At 57.1% G+C, this 24,528-nt stretch carries 25 protein-coding genes; 15 read left to right on the forward strand and 10 right to left on the reverse strand.

Annotated features, from left to right (window positions below; all coding sequences use genetic code 11):
- A partial coding sequence (locus A4E33_RS09720; RefSeq protein ID WP_292347661.1) for a PGF-CTERM sorting domain-containing protein occupies nt 1-258 on the forward strand: 258 nt, incomplete at its 5' end.
- 162 nt (nt 259-420) lie between these two features.
- On the opposite strand, the gene A4E33_RS09725 is transcribed toward A4E33_RS09720, so the two are convergent.
- Together A4E33_RS09725 and nikR are read right to left on the reverse strand one after the other, a co-directional pair.
- The gene (locus tag A4E33_RS09725) at nt 421-924 is read right to left on the reverse strand and encodes a ribbon-helix-helix protein, CopG family (RefSeq protein WP_292347663.1); all 504 of its coding nucleotides are present in this window, start codon (nt 922-924) and stop codon (nt 421-423) included.
- Between the two features lie 261 nt (nt 925-1,185).
- Entirely contained in the window at nt 1,186-1,608 is a 423-nt protein-coding gene (gene nikR, locus A4E33_RS09730) for a nickel-responsive transcriptional regulator NikR (protein WP_292347665.1), read from the reverse strand.
- A gap of 708 nt (nt 1,609-2,316) precedes the next feature.
- Between nikR and cbiM the strand changes: the two genes are divergently transcribed.
- The 5 genes from cbiM to A4E33_RS09755 are packed head-to-tail and all read left to right on the forward strand — an operon-like array spanning nt 2,317 to nt 5,371.
- Complete coding sequence (cbiM, locus tag A4E33_RS09735) at nt 2,317-2,970, forward strand: cobalt transporter CbiM (protein ID WP_292347667.1); 654 nt, start codon at nt 2,317-2,319, stop codon at nt 2,968-2,970.
- Nucleotides 2,967-3,311 (forward strand): PDGLE domain-containing protein, encoded by a 345-nt coding sequence (locus tag A4E33_RS09740; protein ID WP_292347669.1) that lies wholly within the window; start codon nt 2,967-2,969, stop codon nt 3,309-3,311. The genes cbiM and A4E33_RS09740 overlap by 4 nt, the downstream gene beginning before the upstream one ends.
- Nucleotides 3,312-3,354: 43 nt before the next feature.
- Nucleotides 3,355-4,188, forward strand: a complete 834-nt coding sequence (locus A4E33_RS09745; protein WP_292347670.1) for an ATP-binding cassette domain-containing protein — start codon at nt 3,355-3,357, stop codon at nt 4,186-4,188.
- Entirely contained in the window at nt 4,185-5,012 is an 828-nt protein-coding gene (locus A4E33_RS09750) for an energy-coupling factor transporter transmembrane protein EcfT (protein ID WP_292347671.1), read from the forward strand. Before A4E33_RS09745 ends, A4E33_RS09750 begins: the two co-directional genes overlap by 4 nt.
- A gap of 50 nt (nt 5,013-5,062) precedes the next feature.
- Nucleotides 5,063-5,371, forward strand: coding sequence for a hypothetical protein (locus A4E33_RS09755; protein WP_292347672.1), 309 nt, complete (start codon nt 5,063-5,065; stop codon nt 5,369-5,371).
- Nucleotides 5,372-5,469: 98 nt separating this feature from the next.
- Here A4E33_RS09755 and A4E33_RS09760 read toward each other — a convergent pair whose 3' ends face one another.
- The gene (locus A4E33_RS09760) at nt 5,470-6,135 is read right to left on the reverse strand and encodes a hypothetical protein (RefSeq protein ID WP_292347673.1); all 666 of its coding nucleotides are present in this window, start codon (nt 6,133-6,135) and stop codon (nt 5,470-5,472) included.
- Between the two features lie 255 nt (nt 6,136-6,390).
- On the opposite strand from A4E33_RS09760, the gene A4E33_RS09765 reads away from it, so the two are divergent.
- From A4E33_RS09765 to A4E33_RS09775, 3 genes are all read left to right on the forward strand, one after another.
- Nucleotides 6,391-8,475: a DNA topoisomerase subunit B gene (locus tag A4E33_RS09765; RefSeq protein ID WP_292347674.1), complete on the forward strand. Its 2,085-nt coding sequence runs from the start codon at nt 6,391-6,393 to the stop codon at nt 8,473-8,475.
- Entirely contained in the window at nt 8,465-10,975 is a 2,511-nt protein-coding gene (gyrA, locus tag A4E33_RS09770) for a DNA gyrase subunit A (protein ID WP_292347676.1), read from the forward strand. Before A4E33_RS09765 ends, gyrA begins: the two co-directional genes overlap by 11 nt.
- Before the next feature lie 82 nt (nt 10,976-11,057).
- A complete protein-coding gene (locus A4E33_RS09775) occupies nt 11,058-11,474 on the forward strand; it encodes a secondary thiamine-phosphate synthase enzyme YjbQ (RefSeq protein WP_292347678.1) in 417 nt (138 codons plus the stop codon).
- A gap of 17 nt (nt 11,475-11,491) precedes the next feature.
- Here the strand turns inward: A4E33_RS09775 and A4E33_RS09780 are convergent, their stop codons facing one another.
- Nucleotides 11,492-11,752: a hypothetical protein gene (locus tag A4E33_RS09780; RefSeq protein ID WP_292347680.1), complete on the reverse strand. Its 261-nt coding sequence runs from the start codon at nt 11,750-11,752 to the stop codon at nt 11,492-11,494.
- A gap of 133 nt (nt 11,753-11,885) precedes the next feature.
- On the opposite strand from A4E33_RS09780, the gene A4E33_RS09785 reads away from it, so the two are divergent.
- Together A4E33_RS09785 and A4E33_RS09790 are read left to right on the forward strand one after the other, a co-directional pair.
- Nucleotides 11,886-12,692, forward strand: a complete 807-nt coding sequence (locus A4E33_RS09785; protein ID WP_292347682.1) for a 4Fe-4S binding protein — start codon at nt 11,886-11,888, stop codon at nt 12,690-12,692.
- Between the two features lie 86 nt (nt 12,693-12,778).
- Nucleotides 12,779-14,014 (forward strand): aldo/keto reductase, encoded by a 1,236-nt coding sequence (locus A4E33_RS09790; protein WP_292347684.1) that lies wholly within the window; start codon nt 12,779-12,781, stop codon nt 14,012-14,014.
- A gap of 610 nt (nt 14,015-14,624) precedes the next feature.
- On the opposite strand, the gene A4E33_RS09795 is transcribed toward A4E33_RS09790, so the two are convergent.
- Together A4E33_RS09795 and aqpZ are read right to left on the reverse strand one after the other, a co-directional pair.
- On the reverse strand, nt 14,625-15,569 hold the full coding sequence (locus tag A4E33_RS09795; RefSeq protein ID WP_292347686.1) for a DUF475 domain-containing protein: 945 nt from the start codon (nt 15,567-15,569) through the stop codon (nt 14,625-14,627).
- Nucleotides 15,570-15,630: 61 nt separating this feature from the next.
- On the reverse strand, nt 15,631-16,329 hold the full coding sequence (aqpZ, locus tag A4E33_RS09800) for an aquaporin Z (RefSeq protein ID WP_292347688.1): 699 nt from the start codon (nt 16,327-16,329) through the stop codon (nt 15,631-15,633).
- Nucleotides 16,330-16,493: 164 nt separating this feature from the next.
- On the opposite strand from aqpZ, the gene A4E33_RS09805 reads away from it, so the two are divergent.
- Entirely contained in the window at nt 16,494-17,108 is a 615-nt protein-coding gene (locus tag A4E33_RS09805; protein ID WP_292347690.1) for a DUF2115 domain-containing protein, read from the forward strand.
- Nucleotides 17,109-17,160: 52 nt separating this feature from the next.
- On the opposite strand, the gene A4E33_RS09810 is transcribed toward A4E33_RS09805, so the two are convergent.
- A complete protein-coding gene (locus A4E33_RS09810; protein ID WP_292347692.1) occupies nt 17,161-17,616 on the reverse strand; it encodes a ferritin family protein in 456 nt (151 codons plus the stop codon).
- A gap of 248 nt (nt 17,617-17,864) precedes the next feature.
- Here A4E33_RS09810 and A4E33_RS09815 point away from each other — a divergent pair, with 248 nt between their 5' ends.
- Complete coding sequence (locus tag A4E33_RS09815) at nt 17,865-18,206, forward strand: hypothetical protein (RefSeq protein WP_292347694.1); 342 nt, start codon at nt 17,865-17,867, stop codon at nt 18,204-18,206.
- Nucleotides 18,207-18,623: 417 nt separating this feature from the next.
- Here A4E33_RS09815 and A4E33_RS09820 read toward each other — a convergent pair whose 3' ends face one another.
- Entirely contained in the window at nt 18,624-18,887 is a 264-nt protein-coding gene (locus A4E33_RS09820; protein ID WP_292347696.1) for a UPF0147 family protein, read from the reverse strand.
- Between the two features lie 79 nt (nt 18,888-18,966).
- Here A4E33_RS09820 and A4E33_RS09825 point away from each other — a divergent pair, with 79 nt between their 5' ends.
- Nucleotides 18,967-19,419: an autoantigen p27 domain-containing protein gene (locus tag A4E33_RS09825; RefSeq protein WP_292347698.1), complete on the forward strand. Its 453-nt coding sequence runs from the start codon at nt 18,967-18,969 to the stop codon at nt 19,417-19,419.
- A gap of 41 nt (nt 19,420-19,460) precedes the next feature.
- On the opposite strand, the gene A4E33_RS09830 is transcribed toward A4E33_RS09825, so the two are convergent.
- Complete coding sequence (locus A4E33_RS09830) at nt 19,461-20,534, reverse strand: hypothetical protein (protein WP_292347700.1); 1,074 nt, start codon at nt 20,532-20,534, stop codon at nt 19,461-19,463.
- 229 nt (nt 20,535-20,763) lie between these two features.
- On the opposite strand from A4E33_RS09830, the gene A4E33_RS09835 reads away from it, so the two are divergent.
- The gene (locus A4E33_RS09835) at nt 20,764-21,609 is read left to right on the forward strand and encodes a hypothetical protein (protein WP_292347702.1); all 846 of its coding nucleotides are present in this window, start codon (nt 20,764-20,766) and stop codon (nt 21,607-21,609) included.
- A 527-nt stretch (nt 21,610-22,136) separates the two neighbouring features.
- Here the strand turns inward: A4E33_RS09835 and A4E33_RS09840 are convergent.
- On the reverse strand, nt 22,137-24,401 hold the full coding sequence (locus A4E33_RS09840) for a DEAD/DEAH box helicase (RefSeq protein WP_292347705.1): 2,265 nt from the start codon (nt 24,399-24,401) through the stop codon (nt 22,137-22,139).
- Between the last annotated feature and the right edge of the window lie 127 nt (nt 24,402-24,528).

Raw genomic sequence — 24,528 nt, forward strand, 5'->3', positions numbered from 1 at the left:
GACGAGTACATTGTTACTGAATCCGCAGTCATCCAGGAAGCAACCGGTACTGCACTGTTCAACGTTCTCGAGACCACCGTAACCCCGATCCCGACCACCGTTGTAGCAGTCCAGACAACTGTCGCAACCCCCGTCCCGACCACCATCGCAACCACTGTACCCACCCCGGTCCCGACAACCAAGTCACCCGGCTACGGTGCACTGATTGCCCTGATCGGCCTCGGTGCAGTTGCGTTCATCGTTGTCCGCAGGCACTGAACCAAAACCTGAACTTTCTTTTTTTCAATGGTACCGGCCGACAATTGTCTCCCGTGTATATATCTGCAGGAATGGGAAACCTGAAAATCCGAAGGGGATTCTCCAGTTCCCTTGTTAATACAAAACCGGGCAGGTATTTAAGAAAAAAACAGGAAAACAGTGTCAGATGATGTTTTCCGAAAGATCCGGCAGGGGATGGTCCATCCTGGAGTCCCACTGGATCGGGGAGAGTGCCACATCCTGCGGATTACCGGTCAGGAATGTCGTTACCTTCACTGACTCGACGCCGTCCAGTCCCATCAGCCGTCCGGCAAGCGCCTGGATCGTTGTGCTGTTATCTTCGACAAGGAGCACTTCGAGACGCCGGCTCTGGCTTATCGCGGTCTGGAGGGATATGCTTATGCTGTTTTTGTATTCATTCCGTATACCGGCAATCGTTGCCGGCAGATCGTTTTCGGAATATGAATAAACAAGGATAATAACACCTCTCCGCCGGGTATTCTTGTCAGACAGCCACTGGTTGTTGACGGTGTAGGTCCGGATTGCATCACGGATACCTTCGGAGCGGGATGCATAATGCCGGGCAATAAGGATCCGGTCGAATTCGTCACGCAACTCTTTTGATAACGAGATGCCGATCCGCGAGAGTTCGCTGTTATCGATCATGTCCGCATGCTTTGTTATTTTTTGTGATGTTAAGGCTTGTGAAAAATGCTCACTATTGTAATACAAAGTATAAATTTATAGAATAATTGTATTTATTACTGGCGAAGTACAACTTATCGGGCAGAGTTGGATTTTATCGCAAGGGATTACGGGCTGCTGTATTATGCTCTGTTGCAGGGAGTGAATCCGTATCGGTTGTATATACAAAATCCAAAAAAGAGACTGGAATTATCCTTTTGTCACTGACCCGGTTCGTGAGATTTAATCTTCGATTGCTATCGTTGTCAGTTTCACCGATTCGACGCCTTTGTGAGCCATCAGCTTCTCCGCCAGGTTCTTGAGCTGGGCACCATCTCCATGCACGAGGATAACCTCGAGGCACCGCTCGTGAGTGACATGGGAGTGCAGGGATGCCTTGATAATCTCATGATATTCATGTTCAATTTCGGTGATTGCTTGCAGGAGATTGCGCTGTTCGTGGTCGTAGACCATGGTAATGACGCCTTCCCGCTCGCCTTTCACATCGGACATCCACTTGTAGTACGTGATATAGGTACGGATTGCGTCACGAATACCCTCTGACCGGGAAGAGTAACCGCGGTAATTGAGGATTTCATCGAAGCGGTCGAGAAGGTTCTTCGGGAGTGAGATCCCAATCCGGGAGAGGTCGTCTTCCATGGGCATTGATTCACCAATGATGAGAATATCTTATGGATATGTTTTTAAATGTTTTGAAAAAAAGGGGTTTAAGGTTGTACTTGGTAATACTCAGATTTTGCATCCTCATCCGCTTGCGGTATGCCCATTCTTGAATAAAAATTGCCACGATCCATTTTCCTTTCGGAAAATGAAAAACCAAACTGATCGAGCGCGGACATAATCGTATGTCAGCAATCCAGGCATCGAATGAAATTAGCATAAAATCATACGAAAATATAAAAATCCCGCTGATATGGTAACCAAGGCGATGATCGGAGTGTTCTATCGTCTGTACCACGATACCATACGGCGATGAACGCATACTACACTATCATCCCCCGGGAAGAATCCACATCCCACTCATCTGGAGATGAACACGCGATGACTATAACGAAGAATCCGGGAAAACAAGGACAAAAACCGAAGAAGACGACAGCGGAAAAGCATGCAGCAAAAACCAGTGCAAAGTAAACTCCAAAGACCAGAAAATAATTTCCTTTCTTTTTGAGAATCGTCCTTTCCTGCTTGCAGGGGATACTCCTGCGGGATTATGGATATAAAATCTGGCATTTTCGTGACCAAACCTCAACTGTTTTTTAAAATATTTCTGACGCGATAACCAAAGAACAACATTTAAAGCATCACAAGTATTACACAATGTCAGAATTGTAATAATACCTTTGCGGTGAAAACATGCACATACCCGACGCATTCATTCCAATCTGGCAGGGCGCAATCTACTGGATCATCGCCCTTGTCTTTATCGCACTGGCCCTCAGGTGGGCACGGAACGAAATGAATGAGGAGAAACTCCCGCTGGTTGCGGTACTGGCAGCCGGCATCTTCGCCCTCCAGTCCTTCAACCTCCCGGTCTCGATGGGGACCAGCGGGCACCTTGTTGGCGGGGCGCTTGCAGCGATCATCCTCGGCTCGCCGTTCGCTGCCATCTTCATCCTTACCCTCGTCCTGATCATCCAGGGGGTCCTGTTCGGTGACGGAGGGATCACCGTGATGGGAGCCAACATCATCAACATGGGCGTCATCGGAGGCTTCACCGGGTACTATACCTTCAAAGGACTCATGGGATTAACAAAGAACATGCCGGTCTCGGTCTTCTTCGCCGCATGGCTGGCATGCCTGATTCCCTCCCTTGCGTGTGCGGTCGAGATGGCCATTGCCGGCACATTCCCGCTCACGGAAGGATTAATCGCGATGGGCATCTACCACGCGATCATCGGGTTCATTGAAGGATTCGTAACCATCGCCGCAATCTATATCATCACGGCAGCACGTCCGGATCTTGTCGACACCGGAGTCAGGGCCCCTGCAGGAGCGTCGTCATCATGATGGACAACAAGACCTTCATTATCGCGGGCCTTGTCGTTGCCCTCCTCATCGGTGTTGTTGCCGTTTTCATGGCATCCGGCGACCCGGACGGACTCGAGAGTACAGCCCTTGTCGTGCAGGGACAAAAGGAACTCACCGGTGCCACTCCGGAAGATGCAGAGATTCACGAAGACCTGACCGGGAAGTACAGCTATGAATCCCCCATGCCGGATTACTCCCTCGGTGAATCCCTTGGATCGGCAGGGGGCATCATTGCGATTGTTGTCGGGACCATCCTCGCGTTTGCGGTCGTCCTTGGGATCTCGTACGGGCTCAAGGCTGCCGGCAAACCTGCCAAGTGAAACCAACAGGACTTTACCTTTTTTCATCCTATAGCCTGTACTTATGCACCTTATCGAGACCCGCGATCTCTGCTATGTCTACCCGGGAAAAGTCACAGCACTCAACAACATCAACTTCATAGCCCCGAGGAATGCCCGCATAGCGGTGATCGGCTCGAACGGTGCCGGAAAAAGCACGCTTTTCAAGCACTTCAACGGGATATTCCGGCCAACTTCAGGTCAGGTGCTGATCCGCGGTGAACCCATCACGAAACAGAACGTCAAGGAAATCCGGAAGTTCGTGGGCATCGTCTTCCAGAACCCGGACGACCAGATCTTCGCGCCGACGGTCGAGCAGGACGTTGCTTTCGGCCCCACCAACCTCGGTCTCGATCCCGAGACCATCCACCACCGGGTGCACGAGGCGCTTAAGGTCGTCGGGATCGAACATCTTGCGCACCGGGTGCCCCACCACCTGAGCGGAGGCGAGAAGAAGCGGGTTGCGATCGCCGGTGTTATCGCCATGGAGCCCGAGGTACTGGTGCTGGACGAACCGAACGCCGGCCTGGATCCCCGGGGGGTTGCCGACCTCAACCTCTTCATCAACTCGCTTGCGAAGAAATTCGGGATGACCGTAATCTTCTCCACACATGATGTCGGGCTCGTCCCCGAGGTTGCGGATTTCATTTACGTTATGGACAAGGGACGGATCGTTGCAAGCGGGACGGTCGACGAGATCTTCATCCAGCCGGACATGCTCAAGTCCGTGCGGCTTGACGTTCCGGTGATCCCGAAACTGCTCAAATCCTTAAAGGAGAACGGCGTGGATGTATCGATGGCATATACCTACGCGGACGCCGAGGCAGCCCTGCTCCGCGCATACGGCAAGCGATCATGATCGAGGAACTCTTTGAGATAGAGCGGGATGCCCAGAAGGACAGCGTTGTCCACCGGCTGGATGCCCGCGTCAAGATCGCCATCGCGTTTGCCGCAATCATAGCCCTTGTTGCTGTTCCGTATTCTACGATGGTCTATACGATCGGTGCGGTCTTCTTCTGCTTCTTTGCATTTCTCTGGTGCTGCACGCGCCTGTCGCCGGTGACCTACCTCAAGCGTCTCATATCAATCGTCCCGCTCTGGGGCGTCATCATTTTCTTCCAGATATTCTTAAAAAACAAATACTATACCGACTATCATACGGTCTTAAGTCTGCCACTCGGGATCAGTATCTATGCCGAATCCATCGAATTCGCCTTCATCCTGCTCGTCAAGTTCATGGTCTGCATCTCGTTCATTATCCTGCTGTCGTCCACGACCCGGATGCACGACATGCTGGAAGGGGCTGCCCGGATGGGCCTTCCCGCGGAATTCGCGCTTGCGCTCGGGATGATGATACGGTACCTCTTTGTCTTCGGGTATATGTTCCGCAAGATAAACGAAACGCTGAAGACCAAGTGCTTCGATGCTTTTGACCGCCACCTCCCGTACCGTTACCGGTTGCGACAGCTCGGGTACATGATCGGCACAATGTTTATCCGGTCGTACGAACAGGGCGAGCGGGTGTATACGAGCATGCTCTGCCGCGGTTACGGGAAAGACAGTTACCTCTTTGTCCAGAGGAAGCCCCTGAAGGGAACTGAATGGGCCGTCCTCTGCTTCTCGCTGGCCTTTATCACCGTCATCCCCCTTGCGGTCTGGCTCACCTCGTTCCGCCTTCTCTGAATTCCTGCACAATCCGTATGTTTTTCCCCTCCGGTTCCCAAGACTCCGCCATGACAAACCAGTTCGGGCACGGTTTCATCACGAACATCATGCTGATCGCAAAACACTTCGGCCTCCCCCCGGAGCAGGCATGGCCGGGCGCCGGGGATCACGCTGAAGGGCTCGTCCTGCCGGAGAAATTCCGGGGGACTGACGTCGAAGATCTGACAACCCTTCTGCGCAAGAAAGTGATCTGGCACCAGCCGGGCACCATGGACAAGGAAGATGCCCGGGATGTTCTCATCACGCTGAACCGTCTTGTCGTGGCAATCGACCGCGAGCTGGGGATCGCGGATGCTGAGGCCGGGGAGTTCCGGTAAGGAATCCCTGCGTTACCCGGGCCGGAAGGGAACGTGGGTGGAGCCACCGGTACGGGCAGAGAAAAAAGCGTATCGTTTTTTGGAAAAAAGAGGATGGATTATTTTGTTTCCTGATTTTCGGGTGTCCACGTCAGGATGATGCCTTCAATTGTCGTGGTCTTCGCGGTGGCCAGCGTATCCCGCTGTCCTTCCATATAGGCACAGTTCGTGAACTCCATAACCCGGGATTCTTCAACGTTTCCGTGGGGCTTGACCCAGACATTTACCGTGGCCGTGATATCATTCCCGTTGAACGTGAGATCAAAATCCCCGTTCTTCAGGACCTTTAAGGTACGGGAGAGGTACGCCGGGTATCCCTTCCCTGCGCCAAAACCGTCTTTCAGGATAACTTCGCCGTTCGCCTTGTTCGTGACCGTAACCTCAAACCATGATGTCTGGCTGTAGTCCGAGTAGGTCAGGGTCTTTGTCTGCTTGGTGTTGGGATCGGTAAATACCCTGTTCACGGTCACGTTTTTCGGGACAACGGTGTAATTGATGAACATCGGAGGATTCTTCTGGGTGAAGGCAAAGGAGGTCCCGTTGTACGCATACGCAGCAGTCTTCGAGAAGATGCTGCAGGTGATATCCTCGGGAATGGGAGTCCTGGGAGTCGCAACCGTTGCCGGGATGAGGTTATCATCCGATGGCGGTCTCAGGCAACCGGCTGCAGCTACCACGAGAATAATTGCAAGTGAATAAACCAGGTACGAATATTTAACTGTCATTGAGGAAGATTGGATCGGTTATCCATATTAAGGATTTCAGTAGATGTACCTGCCGGTTTCCGGCATTTGATGAAAACGGACATAAGCAAAATAATATATTTTTTACAAATCCTTAAAAATGGGGTGTGTCCCCATGCCGGGAAAATCCGGCTTTTTTACGCCTGAAAACCGAGCACCATGCTTATATGCTCCGGACTCCAATAAATTATGTGGATTTTCTGCGACATTTTTGTATTTTTTTAACGGAGGTTTTCCTTGACTGATACCTACGATGCATCGCATATCACCGTGCTTGAAGGGCTGGCTCCGGTCCGCGAGAGGCCGGCAATGTATATCGGCAGCACCGACACCCGCGGGCTGCACCACCTTGTATACGAGGTTGTGGATAATTCCATCGACGAGGCACTGGCCGGGGTCTGCACCCGGATTGCTGTCATCATCCACAAGGACGGGTCGCTTTCCGTCATAGACAATGGCCGGGGAATCCCGGTCGACACGATGGAGAAGAACGGCAAGAGCGCCCTCGAGGTTGTCCTGACCGTGCTCCATGCAGGTGGCAAGTTCGACAAGGCCACGTACCAGGTCTCCGGCGGGCTGCACGGTGTCGGTGTCTCGGTAGTCAATGCCCTCTCCAACTGGCTCTCCGCCCGGGTCTGGCGCGACGGGAATATTTACGAGATGAAGTTTGCCCGGGGGAAGCCGACCTCCGCAATCACCCGGCGGGAAGAGACGCTCTCAGAGATGCTGGCACGGTACGAAGAGTGGTACGGCCAGCCCGCCCCGTTCGCACGGCATACCTCTCCGGAATCCCTGAAATCAAAAGGCCAGACGAACCTCTCATCAGCGCCGGGGACAGAGCCTGCGGAGAATGACCCCGAAAACCGGCGGCTCTTCCTCGCACAGCTTGGCACAAAGATGACCGGCACCTGGATCCAGTTCGTACCGGATGCGACCATCTTTGAGACCACAGCCTTCGATTACGATACCCTTTCCCACCGCCTGAGGGAGCTTGCCTTCCTGAATGCCGGCACTACCATTATCATCACGGATGAGCGGACCGGTGACCACGAGTCATTCTGTTACGCCGGCGGGCTCTCCGAGTTCGTGAAGTACCTGAACGAAGGTGCAGAAACGCTCCACCCGAATCCCATCGACATGAGCCGGAAGGATCCCGAGAACAAGCTCGAGATCGAGGTGGCGATGCAGTACACGACCGGGTATGATGACAAGATCTTCAGTTACGTCAACTCGGTCAATACCCGCGAGGGCGGAACCCATCTCGAGGGATTCCGCAGCGCCATAACCCGCGCCATCAACACCGTTGCAAAGAAGAACGGCATCATCAAGGAGAACTCGACCATCTCGCTCCGGGGTGAGGATGTCCGCGAGGGCCTGACAACGGTCATCTCCGTCAAGATGGCGAATCCCCAGTTCGAGGGGCAGACGAAGATGCGCCTCGGCAACAGCAGCGTCAAGGGCGTTGTCGACTCGCTCGTGTATGCAGCGCTCTCGGAATATTTCGACGAGAACCCGTCCGTCCTGAAGATCATCGTCGAAAAGGCCGTATCGGCTGCAAAGGCCCGCGAGGCAGCCCGGAATGCCCGCGAGCTTGCGAGGCGCAAGAGCTCGCTCGAGAGCTCGGGACTTCCCGGCAAGCTCGCGGACTGCTCGGAGCGCGACCCGGCAAAGTCCGAGATCTACATCGTGGAAGGGGACTCGGCAGGCGGCTCTGCAAAGCAGGGCCGGGACCGGAAGTTCCAGGCCATCCTCCCCCTCCGCGGCAAGATCCTGAACGTGGAGAAGGCAGGCGAACACCAGATCCTCAAGAACGCCGAGATCCAGACCCTCATCTCCGCTATCGGGACCGGCATCGGGGAGAAGTTCGACGGCGAGCGGGCACGTTACCATCACATTGTCATCATGACCGATGCCGATGTGGACGGGGCACACATCCGCACCCTCCTGCTCACCTTCTTCTATCGCTACATGGTGAAGCTGATCGAGGCCGGTTACGTCTATATCGCCCAGCCCCCGCTCTTCACGGTGACCAAGGGCAAGGACGAGCGCCCGGCCTACAAGGAAGAGGAGATGAAGAAGCTCCTTGTCGAGATGGGCGAGAAGGGGACCGTGGTCAAGCGGTACAAGGGTCTTGGCGAGATGAATGCTGACCAGCTCTGGCGGACAACGATGGACCCGGCAAAGCGTATCCTCAAACAGGTGACCATCGAGGATGCGATGGAGGCAAGCGAAGTCTTCCGTGTCCTGATGGGAAAAGACGTGGAGCAGCGGAAGAATTTCATCACCCGCCATGCAAAGGAGGTGACGAACCTTGACATCTGAGAAGCCCGTAAAGAAGTCCGATGCGGTCGTGCCCGTGACCCACCGGGTCGAACCGATAAGCATCGAGCAGGAGATGAAGACCTCGTTCATCAACTACGCGATGTCGGTCATCATCAGCCGCGCCATCCCGGATGTCCGTGACGGCCTCAAACCGGTCCACCGCCGCTGCCTGTACGGCATGTGGGACATGGGCAATACGAGCGACAAGCCCACAAAGAAGAGCGCGAGGGTTGTCGGTGACGTCATGGGTAAGTACCACCCCCATGGCGACGCGTCCATCTACGATACCATCGTCAAGATGGCCCAGCCCTTCAGTTACCGCCACATGCTCGTGGAAGGGCAGGGCAACTTCGGGTCCATTGACGGCGACTCGGCCGCGGCCAGCAGGTACACCGAGGTCAGGCTCGACAAGTACGCTGAAGCGCTTCTCGAGGATCTCGATAAGGATACTGTAAAGTTCCAGCCGAACTACGATGAGTCTCTCGAAGAGCCGACCGTCCTCCCGGCGAAGATCCCGAACCTGCTCGTCAACGGCACGGACGGTATCGCGGTCGGCATGGCCACCAAGATGCCGCCCCACAACCTTACGGAGGTCTGCGAGGCTGTGGAACTCTATCTCAACAACCCGGAAGTCCCGGTCGATGATCTCATGCGGGTCATGAAAGGCCCGGACTTCCCGACCGGCGGCATCCTGATGGGTGTCCAGGGCGTGAAGGATTACTATACCACCGGACACGGGCGGGTCATCGTCCGCGGTGTTGCAGCCATTGAAGAATCCGATAGCGGGAACCGGGGTGACCGTATCATCGTGACCGAGCTCCCGTACCAGGTGAACAAGGCCCAGTGGATCAGCGGGATTGCCGACATGGTCAAGGACAAGAAGATCGACGGCATCTCCGATATCCGCGACGAGTCTGACAAGGAGGGCATCCGCGTGGTCTTCGAGCTCCGGAAGGGCACGATGGCGCCGGTCATCCTCAACAACCTGTACAAGAACACGGCGCTCGAGTCGGGTTTCTCGGTCTCGAACATCGTCATCGTCGATAACCAGCCAAAGCTGGTGAACCTCCACGCACTCCTTGGCCACTTCGTCCAGCACCGGATCGAGATCATCCGGCGCAGGTCGGAGTTCGATCTGAAGAAAGCGCAGGAGAAGGTCCATATCCTTGAAGGCCTGCTGATAGCTCTTGCGAAGATCGATGCGGTGATCAAGGCCATCCGTGCATCGGACACGGTCGACACGGCAAAGGCCGCGCTCATCACCCAGTTCGGGCTTGACGAACCGCAGGCAAACGCAATCCTCCAGATGCAGCTCCGCCGCCTGGCAGCGCTTGAGCAGAAGAAGATCAACGATGAGAAGAAGGATCTCGGTACTGAGATCGCCCGGCTCGAGAAGATCCTGTCAAGCGAGGCAAACATCAAGGATGAGATCCGGCGCGAGACCCGGGAGGTTGCCGCCAGGTTCGGTGACAAGCGGCGGACACAGATCGAGCACGACGCAACCGATCTCTCCACCGAGGACCTCATCGAGGACAAGAACGTGCTCGTCTCCATCACCACGGCCAACTACATCAAGCGCATCGATCTCGACGCGTACCGGCGGCAGCGGCGGGGCGGCCACGGGGTGACCGGCATGACCACCAAGGAAGAGGATCTTGTCGATTCGGTCTTCGTTGCCGGCATGAAGGATTACCTCCTCTGCTTCACGAACCTTGGCCGGGTCTACTGGCTCAAGGTATACGAGATCCCCGAGAGCTCCCGCATCGCCAAGGGCAAGCCGATCGTCAACCTCCTCAACCTCAGGGACGAGATCATCACGACGGTCATTCCGGTCAGCGGGTTTGCGCCGGACAAGTTCCTCCTCTTTGCCACGAAACTCGGCCAGACCATCAAGATCCCGCTCGACCAGTTCTCCAACCCCCGGTCGACCGGGACGAACGCGATCAGGCTCCGCGAGGGCGACAGGCTGGTGGACGTGATCCTGACGAATGGCAACAGCGAGCTGATCCTCACCTCACGCTTCGGCCAGAGCCTGCGCTTCCACGAGGAGACCATCCGGACGGTCGGGCGGAACGCACAGGGCGTGCGGGGGATGAAACTCCGCAAAGACGATACAGTCGTTGCCGTCACGCTCCTCGAGAAGGACCACCTCCTGACCATCTCGGACGTCGGGTTCGGGAAGCGGAGCGAATTCGACGAGTTCCGCGGGCACGGCAGGGGGACGCTGGGTGTCCGCAACATGCTCCTCGAACGGGACGCCGTTGTCATCGACTCGCGGGCGGTCTCGGACTCTGACGAGATCATCGTCATGACAGCATCCGGCATCGTGATCAGGACCCCTGTCTCGGAGTTCCGGATCATCGGCCGGGGCACGAAAGGCGTAAAGGTCATGCGCCTTGATGAGAACGACAAGGTTGTCGGGATTGCCATTGTCCCCGCCGACATGGCGAACGGGAACAACGGGAATGATGCTGAACCGGATGCAAAGAACGGTGCCTGATCTGCTCCAATCCCCCCCTTTTTTCAGTATATCCCCATAACCGTTTTTATCGCAGCCGTCCGGAAGGATGTACGGTGAATATATGTACCGCACCACCTTTACCATTACGACTTCCCGGGAGGGAGACATCATCGATCTCACTCCGCAGGTGGAGAAGGCTGTCACCGCCAGCCGGGTAACGACCGGCCTCGTCCATCTCTTCGTGCAGCATTCCACGGCTGCCCTGACCACCATCGAGTACGAGCCCGGCGTGCTTGCGGACCTTTCACGGGCGCTCTCGGTCCTTGCGCCGGATAACCCTGACTATGCGCATAATACGCGGTGGGGTGACGGGAACGGGCGTTCGCACGTGAAGGCTGCGCTCGTGGGCCCTTCCCTCACGGTTCCGGTGGAGAACAAAAAACTCCTGTGCGGGACCTGGCAGCAGATCGTGCTGCTCGAATTCGACGTCAATGCGGGCAGGAGTCGTACCGTGATCTGCACGGTGACCGGGGAGTAACAATCCCTGTACGAACCCTATTCCGCGATGAAAAACAGCCAGAGCGCCGCGATGACGAGGATATACCCGGAGACACGGGTGAGAATGAAAGTCACGTCGGGAACCTGGGTGATCCCGAAGAGCTGGATGCTGTGCGATATGCCGAATAACCCGAACGCGATCCCGATCAGGAACGCGCTGAAGTGCTCCTTTCTTTTAAAGATGACATACCCCATGACAAGGATCACGAGGCAGAGAAAAAGATTGATGACAACAACCGGATCTGTTGTGACAGCCATGATGCCCGCTTCCCCGCGTATGAATTATATTACAACACATATATAACAGCATTGACCCGGGAGACCTGCATGCCGGTATTCCCCAGCGCCGGTACAGAAAAACCATTAATCATTGGTGACCATATGCACCGGTATGACGGACAGGTTGCGGGAACTCGTGACCGGGAAGTGTGCAGCACTCGATATCCCGCTTGCGGGATTCGCTCCCGCCAGCCGCTGGGATGAGAGCCTCTTCGAGCCCAGGGTTCCAGAGACCTTCCGGCCCCGGTCGATCTTTCCTGAGACACAGACCGTCATTGTGATTGGTCTTCCGGTCTCCCTGCCGGTCCTTGAATCCGCCCCGTCGATCTGGTATCTCGAGCATTACCGGACGATAAACTCACTGCTCGACCAGGCAGCGTACCGGATCGCCGCGCTGCTCACAGCAGAGGGATCGCCTTCTGTCCCCCTTCCCCGGGACGGGTACGGCTCGGTCAGCATCCTCAAAGATTGCCCGGTTGCGTTCTTCTCCCACCGCCACGCGGCATTCTTTGCCGGCCTCGGGAACTTCGGCAACAACAACATGCTCCTGACGCCAGCGTACGGGCCGCGTGTCCGGTTCACCTCGATCCTGACCGCAGCGGACATCGTCCCGGACCCGGTCATCGAAATGCCGCTCTGCACCCGGTGCGGGCGGTGTGCGGATGCATGTCCTGTCCACGCACTGGACGGCGGGGAATACCCGGCATCTCTCACCGACAAGAAAGCCTGCGCCACACGATCGGAAGCGCTTGCAAAACGGTTTATCGCACCCTGCGGTCTCTGCATCAGGGTCTGCCCGGTGGGAGAGGACCGCAGACGGTTCGGCCGGGATGACCCGGCGATCTACGACGAGGGAAACCCGTCTTCTGCACCGCTCCGGAGGGCCTGGGAGCATGTACGGTCCTATGGAGGAAGATGATCTCCAGCGATCGTTTCATGATGGCCAAGAAATAGTACTACTATACCGGCCGTTGGCCGGATACCCCTCCGGGAGGAGAACTAATTATGCTCTACCGCACCGTGCCAAAGACCGGCGACAGGCTCTCGATTCTGGGGTTCGGGTACATGCGTCTTCCGTCAGGGAAAGGCGGCACCGGTATTGACGAGGAGCGGGCGATCCGGCAACTGCGCTCTGCCATCGACCGGGGGGTCAATTACGTTGATACCGCACCGGCATACCATCTAGGCAAAAGCGAAAGGATCCTTGGCCGGGCACTGGAAGACGGGTACCGGGACAGGGTCAGGATCGCCACAAAACTCCCCCCGTGGTCGGTCCGTTGCCGGGAGGACATGGATCGTATTCTCGATGGCCAGCTTGCAGCGCTGAAGACCGATCATATCGATTATTACCTCCTGCACAGCCTCCAGCCGGAGAGTTTTCTCCGTTTGAAAAATCTCGGGGTGCTGGAGTTTCTCGATACCGCGAAAAAGGACGGCCGGATTGTGAATGCCGGTTTTTCAACGCACACAACCCTCCCGGCATTCAGGGAGATCGTCGATGCATATGACTGGACCTTCTGCCAGATCCAGTATAATTATCTCGATGAACAGAACCAGGCCGGGACAGAAGGGCTCCGCTATGCGCATGAGAAGAACCTGGCCGTGATGGTCATGGAGCCCCTCCGCGGCGGCAACCTTGGCGGGCGGGTGCCTGACGAGATACAGGCCATCTGGGATGGAGCTGGCGTGAAACGGTCGCCTGCAGCATGGGGGCTCCGCTGGGTCTGGAACCACCCGGAGGTTACCGTCGTCCTCTCCGGCATGAACGACGAGGCCCATATCGATGAGAACCTGAAAACGGCTGACGAAGGATATCCCGGATCGCTTACTCCCGGGGAGCTGTCGCGCATCGGGCAGGTGAGGGAGGTCTACCGGCGCCTGATGAAGGTAGGATGCACGGGCTGCAGCTACTGCATGCCCTGCCCCGCCGGAGTCGACATCCCCGGCTGCTTCTCGCTCTACAACGACCACTACCTCTTCCCCCATAACCGGATGGCAAAATTCCAGTATTTCGGCCGGCACGGCGGCCTGATGGGGGGCATCTCGTATGCCGGTCTCTGCCGGCGCTGCGGGAAATGCGAGAAGGCCTGTCCCCAGCACCTGCCGGTCCGGGCCCTGCTTTCGGATGTATCGCGGGAACTGGAGCCGGGCATGCGTTTTGTGATCCCGGTCCTGAAAGGCGGGCTCTGGTGCATGGACCAGGCCGCTACAATCAGAAGGTTTATATCCCCTCGACGGTAAGAATCATGACCGGTCAGGTTCTTTCCTCGTGATGGGAGATTGACGGTTTTACCAGGATCTCCATACGGCCCGATACAGTTATCCTGCCTTACCGGGACCCCGGTTTCAAAAATCCTTTATTCAGGATCCCATCTACGGCATCATTCCACGATCTGACTGATCCGAAGGACTGGAAGATAAGAAGGACCTGCTAACGTCCTTTCAATGGCGCGGGTCGACAGACCCCGAACGCCCGTGGCTCCAATCTCATCTGACGCTCTACCCCGGGAGTTGTTCCTGTGAAAATCACGCTCAAAGAAAAACGACAGGTGCTGATGTTCGAAGATACTCCACATGATTATCTTCCCGAATCTGCATAACCTGTTCGCGGTACAGATTCCCCAAGACCCCGTTACGATGCCTGCTGCTACCCCCGCGGGGAGGCTCCCGCGGCGGCTTCAGGTACCGGTTTCCCGGCCCTGCTCTGGCCCCGCCGTGCCCCGCGAGGGGCCCTGAGGCGGGGAGCCCTCATAATTATCTGCTATTCACGTGATTTTCATTACTCTGGTGTGAACCTTACCAGGTTGGTGCCCGTTTCTCCAGGATCGTTTTTCGATATCTTCCACAAAATTCATTCCGCGTGGCCGCTGCCGGCATCGTGCTCCTCTGGCATCTCCCGGATCGATTTATACATGAAGAACCCGACAACGCCGAAGGTGATGAGCGGCGAGAGCCAGAACGGGATGTGGAAACCGAAGCTGTCGAGGATCATGATGGTGCCGAGGAACAGGATGGAGTACATGGCACCATTCTTGAGGTACTTGTACCGCTTGATGTTGTCGACATTTCGTATGGTGAGTTCCCGCACCACGAAGGCGCCTATTCCGTTCCCCACCAGGATCAGCGGGACCGCCATCGTGAACGCGAACGCCCCGATGACCCCGTCGATGGAGAAGGTGGCGTCGATGACCTCGAGATAGAAGATCTTGCTGACGTCCGACATGCCGCTGTCGTGCAGCATCCGGTGCTCCGCCAGTTCGGCGTTCTGCCGGAAGCCGTGGACAATAAAAAAAGCCGTGGAGCCCACGACAGCCCCGAAGCCCATCAGCGGGTTCTTCTCAAGCGCGAACCAGACAATCACCGAGAGAAGGATTGAGACGATGGCAAAGAACCAGACGCCCTTTGTCGAGAAATAGCGCTCGCCCCGGAGGCCGAAATGCTTGGTCTCTAAAAAGAGCCAGTGGAAGAACAGGAAGATAAGGAACGTCCCCCCTCCGATAAGGAGGATGGGTGCCGACTGTTCGATCGCTCCAATCACCAGCGGGTCGCTCGAGAAGGTCGCGGTGAGGGCGCCGACCGGCCCGAGTGCCGGCGTGGTGAGCAAGACAATGAGCCACGGGAGGAGGCCGCGGATCGCAAAGACGGCAAAGAGCAGGCCCCAGATGAGGAACCAGCGCTTCGCCCGTTCGCTCATGGTCGAAAGGACCTCGGCGTTGATGATGGCATTGTCGATGCTCGTTATCGTCTCGAACAACACCAGGCCGGCGACAATGAGGGTGATGGCGATGAGGTCCATGAATCAGGATCAGTTGGATCTGCCCTGCAAAAAACACTACCGATGCAAAAAAGGGAAGGGATTATGCCGGTGAAGCGGATGCCTCAAACAGGTATTTCCAGACAACCGCCGCGAGCACCGCACCGATGATCGGGGCGACGATGAACAGCCAGAGCTGGGCAAGGGCAGTGCCACCGACAAGGAGGGCGGGCCCGAGGCTCCGCGCCGGGTTGACCGATACGCCGGTGACCGGGATGCCCACGATATGGATGATGGCAAGGGAAAGGCCTATCGCAATGCCGGCAAATCCTGCCGGTGCAGCCTTGCTGGTTGCCCCGAAGATGACCATGAGGAAGATGAATGTCAGGATGACTTCAGCGATCAGCCCCGACATCAGGGGGAAGCCGCCCGGTGATGCCTCCCCATACCCGTTCTGTCCCAGGCCGTTGACCGCGATATTGTACGAGGGCAGGCCGGACATGATCACCAGCAGCAGGACTGCTGCAATGATGGCACCGATGCACTGGCAGATGATGTACACGCCTGCATCCTTGCTGGTGATCTTCCCGTTCACGAGCATGGCAATCGTGATGGCCGGGTTGATGTGGCAGCCGGAGATCGGGCCTATCGCGTACACCATGACGAGTACGGCGATACCAAACGCGAGCGATATGCCGAGGAAACCAACTTCTTTCCCGGCGATGACGGCACTTCCGCAGCCGATAAACACCAGGACAAATGTCCCGATGAGTTCTGCTAGGTACTTGTTCGTGTCTGACATAAACAGTTCATCCAGCGGCTTTTCCGGAGCCGATACTTGGCATTGATTCTTGACCTTTATACGGGTTTCGGGAGTTATTCCGTTTTGAATCACCATTTCAGAGGCCGGAACGGATACCTATTTTTTATTCCGGCAGCCATAGTCTTTCACAGCTGGAGGATTCCGTGACCGCGGCAGGGATGACCGATGCAGATACTGATCCGGGCGCCCCAATCCGTGCGGTTGCTTCACGGCTGAAGTCTGCACGGACCCGGGGCGAACTGGGAACCATCGTGGCAAAAGAGATCGCCGCCTACACGCTCTTCGACCTCCAGATCATCGGCGGCCGGCTCAACAGCGAGATCGAGAAGCTGCCCTCACCGTACCGGGAGGCGATCCGCCCGTATTTCCGGCAACAGATCTTCGGGAAACACCACGAGCTCCTCGCGATGCACCGCAGCGGTGCATTCTCACGGCTTGACGACCCGGTCCGCGACCGGGAGACGTTCGATGCCTTCTGCGCCATGCTGCCCGAGGGCTGCTTTGCCTGGGACGATGCAGGGGAGCGCAACCCGTACTTCCGCAATCCGAAGAACCGGCTCTTCTATTACCTGATCGCGGCCTTCACGATGTTCGTGCTTGAGGAGCCCGGGCACCCGGTGGGCATGCCGTTCCCCGGTGGATTTACCGTAGAGAACCGGGGCGGGAAATACTATTGCCTGATCCGCGACAAGGAGAAGGAGTTGTCGTGGTCTATCTGCAACTTCTGCCCGGCCCTCCAGGCTGAAGAACATCGCTGAAAGGAAAAAAGGGATTGTTGTGCCGGCCCTGCCGGCACCTGCGCGATGACTATCACCAGGTTTCTGGGAAAGCCATGTTGGTGTAGATGTCCTCGAGCCGTGCTTTGTGGCTGCGCTCCATGTTTGCCAGCTGGTTGAAGAGGAGCTGGGTCTCCACGTCGGCAGCGGCAGCGGCCAGCTGGGTGTACATCTGCATTGCGTCGAGTTCCTTCTTGATGGCAAGGACAATGCCCTCGAGGGGTTTCAGGTCGGGAGTAAGGTCAGGAGTGGGGAGTGCATCGCCAACCTTGTAGTCGTGGCCGGCAGTGAACTTCATCTGCTTGACATCCTTTGAGAGGAACGCCTGTAAAAATTCCCGGTGTTTCTTCTCCTCGCCGGCAAGTTCCGCAAACAGGTCCTTTAATGCCTTGTTCTTTGCCTTGTCTGCAACACTTTTGTAAAACGTGTATGCTTCGACTTCCCGGTCAATTGCAGTTGAGATTATCTTTTTTGCATCTTCTGCTTTCATGATCACACCTCAAAGGGGTTTACCCTCCTATTATGTTCGACAATATTTAATACGTTGGTTTTTGCATCATGACGGCAGCAACCGGCAGACACGAAGCCGGCAGCGCCGCACCCGGCATAATTCCCGCCTCCGTTTCTCCGATCGGGCGATGATCTTCCGTGGTCCGGGGGAACCCGGAAAAGGATCGTAAAAAAAGAACCGATATGGTGGAGGAAAGCATATCCCGCCATGCCCGGAAAAAAATACGTATGGCAGAATCACACGGGCTGCTGTACAGCCTTGCCCTCTTCAAGCAGCGGTACACGCGGGGGACGTCGTGGACCCAGATCGTGCTCAACTTCGGGATCATCACCGCGAACGCGAAGCTCTTCGAGGACTTCTTCCGGATCCACCTCGGCATGACGCTGCCGGTGGTCATCGCGCTCTCGGTGCCCTGCTACGTGATCGTCTGTTACCTCATCGGGCACTATGATGAAAAGAGCGGGTTCTGGCAGACCGAGAACAACCTCAGTTACCGGTTCACGCCCTACTCGGAAGAGATGCGCAATGATATCCGGGCAATCAGGAACATGATCGAGAAGAATGGCTGACAGGACACCGGAGAGTGGTTCTTCTCCCTCTTTATCTGTGATGGGATTCGGAGAGAGATTTTCGGCTCTGTAGAAAGCCTTAAAGAAACTCTCAGTGGAATTTATGAAGGTGACCCCCTCTCTTCCCGGAGGGGGAGGCAGCCTGAGGGAGCAAGCCCCCTTGACCCCTTTTTCGAATATTTTATGGATGTCCGGAAAATGTAATGCTCCACGGGGCGAGGGTCGACAGACCCCGAGCGCCCGTGGCCCCGTCATAATTTCAGGCGATATCTCGGGAGGTTTTCTACAAGGCCAGATTTTCAAATCTCTCGCTTCATCCACAGGATGAAGCGCCCCCGGGAGCGCAGATTCAATGATTTCTCCAGCGCAGATTTTAAGAAACTGAGAAAAGAACGGCAGGAACGGATATGTGTCCTGTCAGTCCAGCGGGATGGTCTCGAGCTGGGACACGAGCTCCCAGATCCGGGTCCGTGCGTGGATGGGCATGTTGGGATCATTGGAGATCTCGTCAATCTTGGAGATGGCCTCGGCGGCGCGCAGCCCCATTGCCTTGTTGTTATTCAGGAGCATGGTCCGGGTCTCGTCAGCAACGCGCCGGATATTTCTGGGTATTGAGTTGTCTTCCTGGATGTGCTGCAGCATCAGGATACAGTTCTCCATCGTCTTTTCAGGGCTCGCCATGGTTCCACCTACCAGTGTACCTGTAGTTAATATGCGGAACCGACATATATACTTTAAATTACGATCAGACGGTGATCAGATGCCGGCACGAAAGGAAGACGAGATCATGGCTGAATACCTCCTGAAAGGGGGAAAGATGCTGGAAAAGACCTGCAAAACCTGCGGGTGCCCCCTCTTCGAGGTGAAGGGAAAGACACTCTGCGTTGTCTGTGCGGAACGGGAAGCGGCGGCGAAGGATGCAAAACGGAAAAAGGGCGAGATGGCCAAAAAGAAGGCAATGATCTCTGCCATCACGGATACCATTGCGGCTGTCGTTGACAAAGAGACCGGCAGGGGTGCCTGCACCTGCGGGGAAGATCACGGAGAAGAGACCTGCATCTGCGATGACGGTGGCCTTGCCGAGGAGCTCGCGTTCACGATCCATTCCCTCTGCGAACGGATCCAGAACGAGAAGGATCCGGAGAAGGTCCTCGCGCTGATGAACGCGGTCAAGGCCGGGACCGAGGCGCTCGGGATTCTCTGCCGGTTGTGAAGCAAAGGACCCGCGCTCCCGTTTTTCTCAATCGCCCGCTCTTATACCCGGGCAGATGATGCAGGCCTGAAGACGGAATTCATCCGTGATATAACAATTGACCAGGGTTTCCCTGAGTCACGGCTGCCGAAGATCCCTGCCCCGTGGCCGGGAGTGCCGGCAGACCCGTTCACGGATGCAGCGGCAGGAGAGGTTTTCCCTGCCGTGGGGCTGACATGGACAGCCCGGACGGACGGACTGCCGACAGTATAGCCCTGCTCATCATTCTCTGAAATATTCAGGAGTTCCTGGTTCGTACCTGATGATCCATGCGGGATTGTTCCTGTCAGGGTGATGTCAAGCGATTCCGGCACGGACGACGGGTACGATAACAGCCAGCCGGTGATGAACATCGTGCGGCCATTGTTTTCCGGCTGCAGGGTCCTGACACCCTCAAGGACGAGCGTGGAATTCCAGCGCGGATTTTCCAGATCTGTCGCGATCCGGAGATCATGGGTTGACGGGAATGTTTCATCACCTGTCGCCGGAAAATCAATCGTAAAAGAGACCATGACCGGCATAGCGGCAGCCAGGTCCCCTGCAGGATCAGCCGAAAATGCAGACAGGCTGAACGAGGCATCTGATGAGTCTGCCGGACGGGCTGATGACCGTGATCCCGGTTTTGTCATGATTATTGATGTCGTGCCGTAGGGAGAGTACTCGAGGTGGTTCCTGTCATGCGGGCTGCTGACAGCATAGATCGTGTATGTTCCGGGACCGAGAGCACTGCGCCGTGTATCCCAGGTCCATGTCCAGCGTTTATCGTCCGCAACACCGACTGCCTGGAACGCTGAGGCATCGCCATCGATAACCGGCCGGTTCGCCGGATCGGGATCCTGGATTCGGGACCCGTTCTCTGGCAGGTTGGGCCCGGTGATAAAGAGATAGGTGACATGCGAACCGTTGTTGATACCGGAGAACGGGATTGTGTCGCCACAATGATAGTCCTGCCCGTTCACAGCAGCAACCGTGACAATGCCGGGTTCGGGGGTATGGATTGATCCCGCTGCCGGACCTGTGGCAAGCAGGATAAACAGGAAGCAGGCTGGGATGAGAGATGGGATATTTTTCATCATGGATTCACCGGTTTTTCATTCTTCCCGGACATCAATAAACGCCCGGAATACCCGGGGTTATGGGTGGAACTTTCCGGTTCTGGGGTGAACCGGCCGGATTGCCATGGTAAACCAGAAACAGAACCCGTAATCTCTTCGTTCAGGATGCCCGGCCTTGCAGAGAATCCTGGTTCACCAGCCACCTTTTATTAACCTGTAAGTATTTAACCCGGCCATTCGACCCTGATCCATGCAAACGGGCCATGTCCATATCATCAGCGCGGGCGAGAACATCCACACAGCTTTCCCGGCGATCCTCCGCATGCTCCCGGGCATTACCAGCGTGTACGTGGTTGCGGACAGCGAACAGGCAAGCATATCGCAGAACCCGCAGGTCGAGAAGGAACGGGCTGCCGTCCGCAAGGCAACCGAATCGGTAAAAGAGATCGCGGCATCGCTTTCCATCCAGTACTCCCGCGAACTGGTCTTCCCCCCGGTCCTCCCGTCCGCCCGCACCGTACTGACGAAGATCCGGCACGAGAACAGGAAAGCCCGCATCACCTTCGATCTCTCGGGCGGGCCGAGGGACCTCTGCATGGCGCTCTTCGCGCTCGCCCCGTGGATCGGCGGCGAGGTGTGGAGCTCGTTTGGCGGGAAGATCCCGCAGCAGGTGCCGGTGCCGGACCGGGATGTGCAGGCACTGCTTGAGAACGTGAACTACCAGACAATCCTTGCCGTGCTCCTGCGGAACCGCCCCGCCTCCACGGTCCCGATGGACATCCCGTACATCCCCCGGCAGTACCTGTTCCAGCAGGTCTGGCCGTATTATATCCGCCAGCGTGCCCGGAGACCGGTGGAGGGTGCCCCGGTCGCTCAGTATAAGCGCGGGCGGAAGCCGGCCAACGATCTCTCGCAGGCAACCTTCTCGTGGTTTCTGAAGATGCTGACCGGCGCCGGGCTTGCGGAGGAGGCACCGGACCGGCAGAGGGGGAGGGAGACGGCGTACCGGATCACGGCAGATGGTGAGATGGCATTCCGGTTCTTTGCGGACCCTGCTGCGAATTCAATTATGAAGCAGATGCTGGACGGGCAGTGATCCCGGTCCCGGTCTGCCGGAATTTTCCGGAGACCCCCCTCCCTTTGATCCTTTTCATCGCGAAAAAAGTTGTAAAGTACTCTCTTGATTGCCGGGTACGTACTTGACTCACTAAGGGCGTACTTTACAACTTTTTTCTTTCTCCGGCGTGGGGGATCCGGTCGATCGATTGGATCGTGAGTGAAAATTTTCGAGCGGGGGGTGAGGGGTCGATTGAAATTTTTTTCAGATTGGGTGGGGGGGTTCTGGCTGCCTCCCCGCTTATGGCTGGTAAAATGAATTACCGGGCCTAGCCGTTCTGAAGCGTTGTGAGCATCCCCTCCCCCTTCGGGGGTCGCTCGGGGGGCTCGTCGCCCCCTCGCTGGGCAGATACCGGGTATCGTACACGTGAGAATGTACGGTAATTGAGGTCGCCGCGGGAGCGCCCCCGCGGGGGCGGCGGCAGGCATCACAAAGGGGGTACGGGGGCATCAGCCCCCGTCAGTATCAACGAACCTCCTAGGAAAAACCGGAACCATCCCGGAAAATCACCCGTACTTCGCCCTGCACACCTCATATACCCGCTGCGCAGTCTTCTCCCCAATCCCGTGGATCGCCACCAGTTCCTCGAAGGAAGCATTCGCTATCCCCTGAATGGAACCAAAGTGAGATAACAAAAGCCGGGCGTTCTTCATCCCGATCTCCGGGAATGCCGAGATAATATACTCCTGGTCCTCGCGGACCGAGCGGTGTGTCTTGTGCGGGTGGGCCTTGCGCTCGCCCCGTTCGCCCTCCTCCCTTTTTGCGATGGTGAAGAGCATCTGCGCCGTGTCCTGCTCGTCGCGGGTGAAGAGGACCGACACGCCCATGTCGACCGTCAGCGCGGCGAGCACGCCCCGGATCGCGTTCGGGTGGATGTCCCGTTGCGTGTACAGGTCGCCGCCTTCGACAATCAACACCGGGCGGATAGCCGCGTCGGCCATCGCCTTCACCTGCCCGAGGAGATCGCGGTTGACGAGCGTGTCCACGAAGTCGCGGGCGGTCTTGCGCTCCACGAGGATCCGGTCGCCGATGGCGTAATCACCGAACGGGAGCCGCTTGAGCCGGATGGCGGCGCCCATGCCGGATAACACCTCCACGACCTTTGACGAGGTCTCGCGGTCGTCGATCACGATCCGCGGGCCCTGCGGGGTGAACTCCTCAATGGCTGCCTGCTCCGTGACCAGCGGGGTCTCGCGCGGCGATGCCAGCGCCGTGTTGAGCGTCCGCATGCTCCTGTGCATCATCTTCTCTTTTGTCGTGCTGACATGGCGGAATACCTCGTCGGAAGTGCCTTTCGTGACAAGCACAACCACGCGGCCGGCCCCGTGCCGCCCGGTCCTCCCCTTGCGCTGGATGGAGCGGATCTCGGAGGGCACGGCCTCGTAGAAGATCACCATGTCGGTCGACGGGACATCGAGCCCTTCTTCGCCAACCGATGTCGCGATGAGCACCCGGAACTCCCCGCCACGGAATCGGCCGAGGGCGGCGATCTGCTTCTTCTGCGTAAGTCCCTTTTCGCTGTCCTTTGCTGCCTGCCCGACAAACCGCTCGCAGGGAATCCCGTGTGCCGTGAGATAATCCACGAGCAGCTGCACGGTATCCCGGTACGTGGCGAAGAGAATGATCCGGCTGTCGGGATGGGCTTCGAGCTGTTCGCGCACGAGCCCGAGTGCGATCTCTGCCTTCGGGTGCAGTTCCTTTGTCCATTCCACCGAGCGCTCGAAGAGTTCGCGGAAGGACGGGTCGGCCGCGAGCCGCTGGCTCGCCCTGCTCCCGCCGGCAGAAGTTCCTTCAGCATACAGTTTCGCGAGGTACCCTTTCAGAACCCCGCTGCCCTGCGATTCCGCGAGCGTGACCGCGTGCTTCAGCTTCATGCACTCGGCATAGACCGATGCCGCCTGGTAGCCGGCAGGATCGCGGTTCTGGATCCGCTGCTGGATCTGGGCATTGATCGCGTTCAGCGCCTTCATCGTCAGCTTCTCGCGTTTCGGTACCGTGAAGTGGAGCGATGCGAGCAGCCCGAGCCGGTTCTCGATGAGGCCGTTGATGACCGCGATCGCGGATTTCAGTTCCGGCGGGAGCTCAATGTCGATGTATTCGAGCTCCCGCTCGAAGACGTACGGGCGGACATCCGGGTCGTTCTCGGTCCGGGTCTCCACGTGCTGGATCCCGAGGTTGGCACAGACCTCCTGCACCTTCTCCTGCATCCCGCCCGGCGATGCGGTCATCGCGAGGAGGAGCGGTTTGTCCGCTGAGGCGAGATACCTCTGGGCAAGGAAGACATAGGCATAGTTCCCCACAGCCCGATGGCACTCGTCCACCACCATCAGCGTGACATCGGCGAGGGTATACCGTCCGGCGATGACATCGTTCTTGATGACCTGCGGTGTTGCGAGGATCACGGTGGCCCGGTTCCAGTCTGCTGTCCGCTCGGCAGGGGGAGCGTCGCCGGTGAACATAACGAAGGGCGACGCTGCCGGTTCACCGGACGGCTCCCCAGCCTGCCCCCCTGCCGGTTTCAGTACAAGGTATTTTTCGAAATACCGGAGGTGCTGCTCCACGAGCGGTTTTGTCGGGGCGAGCATCAGCACCTTGCCTTTCTCGTTGTAGAGCCGGGATGCGGCAACGAGCAGGGCGACCGCGGTCTTGCCAAGGCCCGTGGGCAGGATCACCATCGTGTTGGCGTCCAGCGCCTTCATTGCGATGGAGAGCTGGTACTCGCGGGACTCGAGGGTGTCGGGTTTTATCAGGGGGTGGCTGATGGAGGGCATCTGATTGGTGAGAGGTTTGGTTGCTGATAATAATAAGAAGTTGGGCGTGGGGTGAAAGTTGTCCGTTCCCGGGTTGTTGCCCGTAAGAGATGATGGGGCTCCGCCCCAAACCCCGTAACGATGCCTC

This window comes from Methanoregula sp. PtaB.Bin085, assembly GCF_002067035.1.
Taxonomy (GTDB): domain Archaea; phylum Halobacteriota; class Methanomicrobia; order Methanomicrobiales; family Methanospirillaceae; genus Methanoregula.

Coding starts and splice junctions, on each gene's coding strand:
- A4E33_RS09725 (WP_292347663.1), bottom strand. CDS start 924: ATGATCGATAACAGCGAACTCTCGCGGATCGGCATCTCGTTATCAAAA.
- nikR (WP_292347665.1), bottom strand. CDS start 1,608: ATGCCCATGGAAGACGACCTCTCCCGGATTGGGATCTCACTCCCGAAG.
- cbiM (WP_292347667.1), top strand. CDS start 2,317: ATGCACATACCCGACGCATTCATTCCAATCTGGCAGGGCGCAATCTAC.
- A4E33_RS09740 (WP_292347669.1), top strand. CDS start 2,967: ATGATGGACAACAAGACCTTCATTATCGCGGGCCTTGTCGTTGCCCTC.
- A4E33_RS09745 (WP_292347670.1), top strand. CDS start 3,355: ATGCACCTTATCGAGACCCGCGATCTCTGCTATGTCTACCCGGGAAAA.
- A4E33_RS09750 (WP_292347671.1), top strand. CDS start 4,185: ATGATCGAGGAACTCTTTGAGATAGAGCGGGATGCCCAGAAGGACAGC.
- A4E33_RS09755 (WP_292347672.1), top strand. CDS start 5,063: ATGACAAACCAGTTCGGGCACGGTTTCATCACGAACATCATGCTGATC.
- A4E33_RS09760 (WP_292347673.1), bottom strand. CDS start 6,135: ATGACAGTTAAATATTCGTACCTGGTTTATTCACTTGCAATTATTCTC.
- A4E33_RS09775 (WP_292347678.1), top strand. CDS start 11,058: ATGTACCGCACCACCTTTACCATTACGACTTCCCGGGAGGGAGACATC.
- A4E33_RS09780 (WP_292347680.1), bottom strand. CDS start 11,752: ATGGCTGTCACAACAGATCCGGTTGTTGTCATCAATCTTTTTCTCTGC.
- A4E33_RS09785 (WP_292347682.1), top strand. CDS start 11,886: ATGACGGACAGGTTGCGGGAACTCGTGACCGGGAAGTGTGCAGCACTC.
- A4E33_RS09790 (WP_292347684.1), top strand. CDS start 12,779: ATGCTCTACCGCACCGTGCCAAAGACCGGCGACAGGCTCTCGATTCTG.
- A4E33_RS09795 (WP_292347686.1), bottom strand. CDS start 15,569: ATGGACCTCATCGCCATCACCCTCATTGTCGCCGGCCTGGTGTTGTTC.
- aqpZ (WP_292347688.1), bottom strand. CDS start 16,329: ATGTCAGACACGAACAAGTACCTAGCAGAACTCATCGGGACATTTGTC.
- A4E33_RS09810 (WP_292347692.1), bottom strand. CDS start 17,616: ATGAAAGCAGAAGATGCAAAAAAGATAATCTCAACTGCAATTGACCGG.
- A4E33_RS09815 (WP_292347694.1), top strand. CDS start 17,865: ATGGCAGAATCACACGGGCTGCTGTACAGCCTTGCCCTCTTCAAGCAG.
- A4E33_RS09820 (WP_292347696.1), bottom strand. CDS start 18,887: ATGGCGAGCCCTGAAAAGACGATGGAGAACTGTATCCTGATGCTGCAG.
- A4E33_RS09825 (WP_292347698.1), top strand. CDS start 18,967: ATGCCGGCACGAAAGGAAGACGAGATCATGGCTGAATACCTCCTGAAA.
- A4E33_RS09830 (WP_292347700.1), bottom strand. CDS start 20,534: ATGATGAAAAATATCCCATCTCTCATCCCAGCCTGCTTCCTGTTTATC.
- A4E33_RS09835 (WP_292347702.1), top strand. CDS start 20,764: ATGCAAACGGGCCATGTCCATATCATCAGCGCGGGCGAGAACATCCAC.
- A4E33_RS09840 (WP_292347705.1), bottom strand. CDS start 24,401: ATGCCCTCCATCAGCCACCCCCTGATAAAACCCGACACCCTCGAGTCC.